1 protein-coding gene and 1 pseudogene are annotated in these 1,713 nt (G+C 67.8%); both read left to right on the top strand.

The window, feature by feature from the left end:
• The first annotated feature begins 267 nt into the window (after window positions 1-267).
• On the top strand, window positions 268-1,497 hold the full coding sequence (locus ACTWPT_RS59840) for an IS701 family transposase (RefSeq protein WP_443186450.1): 1,230 nt from the start codon (window positions 268-270) through the stop codon (window positions 1,495-1,497).
• Window positions 1,498-1,591: 94 nt separating this feature from the next.
• Window positions 1,592-1,713, top strand: a pseudogene (locus ACTWPT_RS59835) (IS701 family transposase); the annotation flags it as partial.

The following is a 1,713-nucleotide window of genomic DNA, read 5'->3' as shown; positions in this document are numbered from 1 at the left end:
CCATGATGACCACCCACCGCAACCGTTTCTATGGTCGTGACGATGAACTCACCGATGCCAGATCGCCAGCGGAACCGGCAATCTCGGCGGTCCGAGGCGGAGCCTCAGTAGTACTCCAGTGACACTTAGCGATCTTTAGGTGTTGGGGTCACATGGCGACGGCCACCGCGTGATCATTCGGAGTTTGTGAAGACAACCAAAGATCGTGCGGTGGCCGCGGACCACAGCGTAGACCCTGACGGCTGGATGGTCATCTTCAACGAGTTGATGGCCCGGATCGCTGGCCGGTTCGGTCGCGTCGAACCACGCCGGGCGGCCGACGCTTACGTGCGCGGGCTGCTGGCCGACATCGACCGCAAGAACTGCTGGAACCTGGCCGAACATGCCGGACTGCTCGGCCCGCAGGCCCTGCAGCGGCTGCTACGCACAGCCCGCTGGGACGCCGACGCCGTACGCGATGACGTGCGCGCCTTCGTCGTTGACCGGCTCGGCCCGGGCGGCGTCCTGATCGCCGATGAGACCGGCTTCGTCAAGAAAGGCACCCGCTCGGCCGGGGTGCAGCGGCAATACAGCGGCACCGCGGGCCGGATCGAGAACTGCCAGATCGGGGTGTTCCTGGCCTACACCACCCCACGTGGCCGGGCCCTGCTGGATCGGCGGCTCTACCTGCCCGAGCACACCTGGCTGGCCGACCCCGACCGGTGCCAGGCAGCCGGCGTCCCAGACGAGATCGCCTTCGCCACCAAACCCGCGCTGGCCACGCAGATGATCCTGGCCGCGCTGGACGCGGGCGTACCCGCCTCCTGGGTGACCGGCGATGAGGTCTACGGCCAAGACCCGCGCCTTCGCGCCGCCCTGGAAGCGCGCCGCATCGGGTACGTGCTGGCCATCGCGGGCAACCGGCGTGTCGATCTCGAAGGCGTCCAGGTCAGCGCGGCCGAGGTCGCAGCAAGGGTGGCCGATCGGCACTGGCACCGCTACCGCGCCGGTCAGGGCGCCAAGGGACCGCGCTGGTATGCCTGGGCCTGGGCACGCATCGACGACAGTGAGACGGAGGGCAATCGGTGGCTGCTGATCCGACGCAACCTGACCACCGGCGAGCTGGCGTTCTACCGCTGCTACGCGCCCACCCGGCAGCCCCTGATGGCCCTGGTCAAGATCGCCGCAAGCCGCTGGGCGGTGGAGGAGTCCTTCCAAGCCGCAAAGAGCCAGGTCGGGCTGGACCACTACCAGGTGCGGGGCTGGACGGCCTGGCACCGGCACGTCACCTTGGCCATGCTCGCCCTGGCCCTGTTGACCGCGATCGCCGCCGCCCAGCCAACCAGCACCGCCGACGACCGCATCCCCCTGACGCTGCCCGAGATCCGCCGGTTACTGGCCACGCTCGTGCTGACCACGGCTCACACGGTCACGGCCATCATGCGCTGGTCGGACTGGCGTCGCCGTCACCAAGCGAGAGCCCGACACTGCCACTACCAGCGCAGATCCGAACCATGATCGCGAAGTGTCACTGGAGTACTAATATTACAACGGCAGTTCGTTAGTGTACGATCTTGGCTGTGTCTGAGTCGGTGACTGCGGAAGACCCTGGCTGGCAGGGTTTGATGAGCTGTTCGCGCGGGTGGCGGGACGGTTCGGGCGGGTGGAGCCGCGCAGGCGGGCGCGGGGGTATCTGCTGGGGTTGCTGGCGCCGGTGGAGCGCAAGAACAGCTG

The sequence above is a fragment of the Nonomuraea sp. 3N208 genome (assembly GCF_052245935.1).
Classification (GTDB): Bacteria; Actinomycetota; Actinomycetes; order Streptosporangiales; family Streptosporangiaceae; genus Nonomuraea.
The sequence above is the reverse complement of the archived record's forward strand: the minus strand, read 5'-3'. Positions and strand labels throughout refer to the sequence as shown.